Annotated in this window: 6 protein-coding genes; 5 read left to right on the top strand and 1 reads right to left on the bottom strand. The window is 60.0% G+C overall.

Annotated elements, in window-relative coordinates; genetic code table 11:
• The coding region (locus ACIGDJ_RS27905; protein ID WP_397465261.1) for a cold-shock protein at positions 1-111 on the top strand (111 nt) is incomplete at its 5' end.
• A gap of 167 nt (positions 112-278) precedes the next feature.
• Here the strand turns inward: ACIGDJ_RS27905 and ACIGDJ_RS27900 are convergent.
• A complete protein-coding gene (locus ACIGDJ_RS27900; protein ID WP_101158365.1) occupies positions 279-1286 on the bottom strand; it encodes a DUF481 domain-containing protein in 1008 nt (335 codons plus the stop codon).
• 165 nt (positions 1287-1451) lie between these two features.
• Between ACIGDJ_RS27900 and ACIGDJ_RS27895 the strand changes: the two genes are divergently transcribed.
• The 4 genes from ACIGDJ_RS27895 to ACIGDJ_RS27880 all read left to right on the top strand — a co-directional run bounded on the left by ACIGDJ_RS27895 (position 1452) and on the right by ACIGDJ_RS27880 (position 6224).
• Positions 1452-1805, top strand: coding sequence for an MGMT family protein (locus ACIGDJ_RS27895; RefSeq protein ID WP_397480255.1), 354 nt, complete (start codon positions 1452-1454; stop codon positions 1803-1805).
• 43 nt (positions 1806-1848) lie between these two features.
• Positions 1849-3408 (top strand): AmpG family muropeptide MFS transporter, encoded by a 1560-nt coding sequence (locus ACIGDJ_RS27890; protein ID WP_101158363.1) that lies wholly within the window; start codon positions 1849-1851, stop codon positions 3406-3408.
• A gap of 129 nt (positions 3409-3537) precedes the next feature.
• The gene (locus tag ACIGDJ_RS27885; RefSeq protein WP_101158362.1) at positions 3538-5253 is read left to right on the top strand and encodes a proline--tRNA ligase; all 1716 of its coding nucleotides are present in this window, start codon (positions 3538-3540) and stop codon (positions 5251-5253) included.
• Positions 5254-5270: 17 nt separating this feature from the next.
• The gene (locus ACIGDJ_RS27880) at positions 5271-6224 is read left to right on the top strand and encodes a hypothetical protein (protein ID WP_101158361.1); all 954 of its coding nucleotides are present in this window, start codon (positions 5271-5273) and stop codon (positions 6222-6224) included.
• Positions 6225-6394 lie beyond the last annotated feature (170 nt).

Here is a 6394-nt window from a genome sequence, read left to right as displayed (position 1 = left end):
AAAGCTATCCAATCCGACGGCTTCAAAAGCCTGAAAGAAGGCCAACAGGTTTCTTTCATCGCTACCCGCGGTCAGAAAGGCATGCAAGCTGAAGAAGTACAAGTTATCTAACTTGTAGCTTCTTTAGAAAAGAGCCCCGCCCTTAAAAGCGGGGCTTTTTTGTGGGCGTCTGTTTTTCCACGGCGCAAAAAAAATCGCAGCCTTCGGCAGCTCCTACAGAGGGTTGATGCGCACCCTGCAGGAGCTGCCGAAAGGCTGCGATCTTTGGCTTAAAGCCTTTACCAAGCCACGCCAAACCCTGCGGTATAGCGCGTCTTGTTCAGATCCGCATCATTGGTGCCGCTGATGATGTCACGCTCGGCCTTGAGGTTGAGCGAGGCCCAGTCGGTGACCTTGTAGCGCAGGCCCAGCTCGGCATCCAGCGCATAATCGGCAACGCCCGACAGCGGTTTGCCGACTTCACCGTTGGTGAAGAACTCGACCTTCTTGCCGATCAGATAGCGGTTGTAATCCCACTTCATCGCGACGGAATAAAAGTTGTCCTTGCTGCCATCGCGATACTCGTAATCAGTGCGGTTGAGCAACGAGCCCAGCGAGAAAGCGCCCAATTCATCGTCCCAGAACTGGTAGCCAGGACCGGTACCGACCACCCGCTGGCGCGCCAGCTCTTCGATGTGATCCCGCTTGTAGTTCAGGCGACCCTGCCAGAACCATTGATCGGTAATGAAGCGGTCGAGGGAGTATTCGGCGCGCCAGTTGTTGGTGGTGGTTTGCGCATCCTGCACTTCGCGGTTGTACTCACCTTCAGCGGTATGGCGCCAGCGACCGTGACGCGCCGAGGTCTTGAACGCGACGTCGTAGTCATCGGTGTCTTTCTCGGCGCGCTGATAATCCAGAGCCAGGTCGACGTTGCCCTTCCATACCAGGTCGGTGACGATCGGCTTGGGCTTGAGGATCTGCTGAATGCTCGCCAGCTCGACAGTCTTCGGCGCCTCGCCATTGGCCAGGGTGACCTTGCCGTCGTCGGCCGCTGTGAGCGATTTCGACACTTCGCCGGCGTAGGCGTCCTGCTTCACCAGCAGGTGCTGGTCACTGTCCAGGGTCTTGACCTCTTTCCAGTCAATCGCCACCGCACCGGCGTATTTGGTCTGGATCAACAGCTTGCCGCCATCGAATACCGTGATAGTGCCGCTCAGCTTGTCGCCGTTTTTCAACCAGACGGTGTCGGCAAGCAGGGGCGTGGACGCGCTGAAAACAGCGAGGCACAACAAGGTTCTGGAGAACATAAGCAGATCGGGGGCTCAGAGTTGGCGAAAAGGGTCGGCATTATCCGCAGGATTTTGCCCATGACAAGGACTGACCGGACTATTTCAATTGAGTTCATTTCTCAACTGGGCCACGAGCGACTACGCTTGTTGCCTTCGTCACGCCAATGCTCAGGAGCCGCGCACGTGAAAGACCCGCTCGACAGTGTCGAAAACGATGCGCACATCCGACGCACGGCACTCTACTCGACACTTGCCCAAGTGCCCGAAGGCAAAGTCGTCAGTTATGGCCAGTTGGCCGAACTCGCCGGACTCGGCCGCGCCGCGCGCTGGGTCGGGCGGACTTTGAGCCAGTTGCCCGGCGATACCAAGCTGCCCTGGCACCGCGTACTCGGCGCCGGCGGGCGCATCAGCCTGCCGGTCGGCAGCCCCTCCGGCGACGAACAACGCGCCCGACTGCGCATGGAAGGCATCTGCGTCCAGAACAATCGTGTGGATATTCGGCGCCATGGCTGGCGTCCGGTAGAGCACAGCGGTTAGAGTGCGCGCTTTGTTTCCGCAATCTTGAGGCAGACTTCAGCCCATGCCCCGTAAAACCTGGCGCGCCGCGCTCGCCGCCTATGCCAGTCCTTCGACGCTCGTGCTGTTGTTGCTCGGTTTTGCCGCCGGCCTGCCGTACATGCTGGTGTTCTCGACGCTCTCCGTGTGGCTGCGTGAAGCGGGCGTGGCCCGTGAAACCATCGGCTACGCCAGCCTGATCGGTCTGGCCTATGCGTTCAAATGGGTCTGGTCGCCGCTGCTCGACCAATGGCGCTTGCCCTTGCTGGGCAAGCTCGGCCGCCGCCGTTCCTGGCTGGTGCTCTCACAGGCACTGGTGATTCTCGGCCTGATCGGCATGGGTTTCTGTGATCCGCAGAAGCATCTGTCCTGGCTGATCGCTATTGCCGTGGTCGTCGCATTTGCCTCTGCCACGCAAGACATCGCGGTCGACGCCTATCGCCTGGAAATCGCCGATGACAGCCGCCAGGCTGCCCTGGCCGCCAGTTACATGTCGGGTTACCGCGTCGCCGCCCTGCTCGCTACCGCCGGCGCGCTGTTTTTCGCCGAAGGTTTCGGCTCCACCGGTTTCAACTATAAGCATTCAGCCTGGACCGGCACTTATGTGCTGTTCGGCGTATTGATGGTGCCGGCGCTGCTGACCTCGCTGTTTATGCGCGAGCCGCCGGTGCCGCTGCGCACGCAGTTGCAGGCCGGGCGTTACACCTTCATGCATCAACTGATGTCGGTGTTCGTGCTGATCATCCTGCTGGTGTCGGTACCGGCGATGTTCACTCAGTTGTACAACACCGATTTCGCTGGCGTGCTGTTCGGCGACATGAGCCCGCTCGACCTGCTGCTCGAAGACCGCGCCTTTCTGCGCGCCATTCTCTATACGTTGCTGACGGGGATGTGTCTGTCAGCCATGGGCCGGCGCGGCCTGGCACCGGTGCTGACGCCGGTCAACGACTTCATTCTGCGTTATCGCTGGCAGGCGCTTTTGCTGCTGGGCCTGATCGCCACCTATCGCATGTCGGACACAGTGATGGGCGTGATGGCCAACGTGTTCTACATCGACCAGGGCTTCACCAAAGATCAGATCGCCAGTGTCAGCAAGATCTTCGGCTTGATCATGACCCTCGTCGGCGCCGGCATGGGCGGCCTGTTAATCGTGCGCTTTGGCATTCTGCCGATTCTGTTCATTGGCGGCGTGGCTTCGGCGGGGACCAACCTGCTGTTCGTCATGCTCGCGGACATGGGCCCGAACCTGCAGATGCTGGTCGTGACCATTTCCCTGGACAATTTCAGCTCGGGTCTGGCGACCTCGGCGTTCGTTGCCTACCTGTCGAGCCTGACCAACCTGAAGTTCTCGGCCACGCAATACGCCCTGCTCAGCTCGATCATGTTGCTGCTGCCGCGCTTGATGGGCGGCTATTCCGGCGTTCTGGTCGAGAAGTTCGGCTACCACAGTTTCTTCCTCATCACCGCCCTGCTCGGCGTGCCGACGCTGGTGCTGATTGCACTGCACTGGTTTCAGGAGCGCCGCCGCGAAGGCGCGACACCGTCGCCCGAGCCAGCACCGACGCCCGTCACCGAAGAATCGTAAGACACTTCGCCAATGGCGGGAGCAATCCCGCCGCTGGATCTTTACGCCGGCCACGCTTCTGTACGTCAGCAAAACTCGCCGGTACACTGCTTCGTCATTTCCAGTCATAGCAACCGACAACGGCCAACCATGCGCACCAGTCAATTTTTGCTCGCCACACAGAAAGAAACGCCTTCCGACGCGGTCGTGATCAGCCACCAGCTGATGCTGCGCGCCGGCATGATCCGCAAGCTTGCCTCCGGCCTGTACACATGGCTGCCGATGGGCTTGCGAGTCATGCGCAAGGTCGAAGCCATCGTTCGCGAAGAGATGAACGCCGCCGGTTCTCTGGAAGTGTTGATGCCGAGCACCCAACCGGCCGAGCTATGGCAGGAATCGGGGCGCTGGGAAGAATACGGCCCTGAGCTGCTGCGCATCAAAGACCGCCACGGTCGTGACTTCTGCGCGGGCCCGACCCACGAAGAAGTGATCACCGATCTGATGCGCAACGAGTTGAGCAGCTATAAACAGCTGCCGATCAACCTGTACCAGATCCAGACCAAGTTCCGTGACGAAATCCGCCCACGCTTCGGTTTGATGCGCGGCCGCGAATTCATCATGAAGGACTCGTACTCCTTCCACGCCGATCAGGCGTCGCTGCAGGTCACCTATGACCGCATGCACGAAGCCTATTGCAACATTTTTACGCGTCTGGGCCTGAAATTCCGCCCGGTTGAAGCCGACAACGGTTCGATCGGCGGCGCCGGCTCCCACGAATTCCACGTGCTGGCCGAGTCCGGCGAAGACGATATCGTTTTCAGCAACGGTTCCGACTACGCGGCGAACATCGAAAAAGCCGAAGCCGTGCCACGGGAAACCTCGCGCCCGGCGCCAACCGAAGAGCTGCGCCTGGTCGACACGCCAGACACCAAAACCATCGCGGCGCTGGTGGAAAAATTCAATCTGCCGATTGAAAAGACCATCAAGACCCTGATCGTGCATGCCGAAGAAGAAGGCAAGCTGATCGCGCTGGTGATTCGTGGCGACCACGAACTGAACGAAATCAAGGCTGCCAACCAGCCTGGCGTGGCCAGCCCGCTGGTCATGGCTTCCGACGCCGAACTGCGTGACGCGATTGGCGCCGGTGCCGGCTCGCTCGGCCCGCTGAACCTGCCACTGCCAATCATCATCGACCGCTCGGTCGCGATGATGAGCGACTTCGGTATTGGCGCGAACATCGATGACAAGCACTACTTCGGCGTGAACTGGGAGCGTGACCTGCCGGTTCCGACCGTTGCCGACCTGCGCAACGTCGTCGCAGGCGACCCAAGCCCGGACGGCAAAGGCTCGCTGGAAATCAAGCGCGGCATCGAAGTCGGGCACATCTTCCAGCTGGGCAACAAGTACAGCAAGGCGATGAAATGCGAAGTGCTGGGCGAGAACGGCAAGCCGGTCACCCTGGAAATGGGTTGCTACGGCATTGGCGTTTCCCGCGTGGTGGCTGCGGCCATCGAGCAGAACAACGACGCCAACGGCATCATCTGGAGCGACACCCTGGCGCCATTCCAGATCGCTCTGGTACCGCTGCGCTATGAAACCGAGCAGGTGCGCGAAGCCACCGACAAGCTGTATGCCGAACTGACGGCGGCCGGCTTCGAAGTGCTGCTGGACGATCGCGACAAGAAAACCAGCCCGGGCATCAAGTTCGCAGACATGGAACTGATCGGCATTCCACACCGGATCGTGGTCAGCGACCGTGGCCTCGCCGAAGGCAACCTGGAATACAAGAGTCGTTCCGAAGCAGAGGCGCAAGCGCTGCCGGTGGCCGATGTTGTGTCCTTCCTTCAGGCCCGTATCCGCCGCTGAAACCAGATAGAGACGTCATGTTCAAGCGAAACACCTTAGGCCTCGGTGGCGCCGCCCTGTGCGGCGCCCTGCTGGTCAGCGGCTGCGCCAATCACATGTCGCAACGCAGCGAGCACGAAGAGCGGGTCGAGCGAAAGTTGCTTGATCACAGCCTGCAAATCGATGTCGGCGAGCCCAAGGTGCTCGAGCTGCCGCAGCGACGCGTGAAGATCAACGAGCAGAAAACTTTCGAAGTCACCGAGTTCGAGGTTACCCGCCGTTACGACCGTTACACGCCTTACCAGCCCTGGCGCGAAGTCTATGAGATTCCGCTGGGTGCGGTAGCCGTGGTCGGTGGTGTCGGTGCGAACGTAGTCAACGTGTTCGCCCTCGGCAACCTGCCGGACAGCGTCACCAGAGATTGGCTGAGCTACGGTTTCGCCGGGCTCAACCCGTTCATGAATGTGCAGTCCAATGGCCGCGCACAGCAGAACCTTGCGGGCATCGATGAAGTCCAGCGCGACAAGCGCACGGAGTATTCGAGCCTGCCTTGGAGCGAGCGACCGGTGCAGGTCAAGGCCGGCAAGCAGACCTTCGACATGACCACCGATCGCAACGGCGTGCTGCGTTTGAATCTGCTCGACAGTCCGTTTGCCGAGCATGACCTCAATCATATCGGCCGCTTGCAGATCAGCGTCGAAGACGCCAAGGACGACGTGCATTCAGACTCGACGCTGATGCTCAGCGGCCACCTGCGCGGCAAATTGCTGGAAGCACACGGGCTGATTTATGACGATCTGGAAGATGACGAGGTGAGCCAGTGGGTGCACCGGGTCAAACGCCTGTCGGAACTGGGCCTGGAAGAAGAAGCCAGCGAACTGGAGCAGAGCCTGATCGAACTCACCCGCAATGACCCTGAGTTGCAGGCTGAGTTTCTCAAGTCTCTGGCCAAGGATGCCGGGCGTTTAGTGGCTGATCCGGGACCGAATTAAAAAGCACAAGCTAGAAGCTTCGCGAGCAAGCCCGCTCCCACATTCGATTGCGTTCCTTCTGACGGAACCCTATCGAATGTGGGAGCAACTGTCTTAACCCGCCGTCCATCAGCGCCATTCTGTACCGTCTCGCAGCATGGCATTCAGTCTGATCAGCAGTATTCGCATGC

The sequence above is a fragment of the Pseudomonas sp. NPDC079367 genome, from assembly GCF_044542195.1.
Classification (GTDB): domain Bacteria; phylum Pseudomonadota; class Gammaproteobacteria; order Pseudomonadales; family Pseudomonadaceae; genus Aquipseudomonas.
The sequence above is the reverse complement of the archived record's forward strand: the minus strand, read 5'-3'. Positions and strand labels throughout refer to the sequence as shown.

Coding starts and splice junctions, on each gene's coding strand:
- ACIGDJ_RS27900 (WP_101158365.1), bottom strand. CDS start 1,286: ATGTTCTCCAGAACCTTGTTGTGCCTCGCTGTTTTCAGCGCGTCCACG.
- ACIGDJ_RS27890 (WP_101158363.1), top strand. CDS start 1,849: ATGCCCCGTAAAACCTGGCGCGCCGCGCTCGCCGCCTATGCCAGTCCT.
- ACIGDJ_RS27885 (WP_101158362.1), top strand. CDS start 3,538: ATGCGCACCAGTCAATTTTTGCTCGCCACACAGAAAGAAACGCCTTCC.
- ACIGDJ_RS27880 (WP_101158361.1), top strand. CDS start 5,271: ATGTTCAAGCGAAACACCTTAGGCCTCGGTGGCGCCGCCCTGTGCGGC.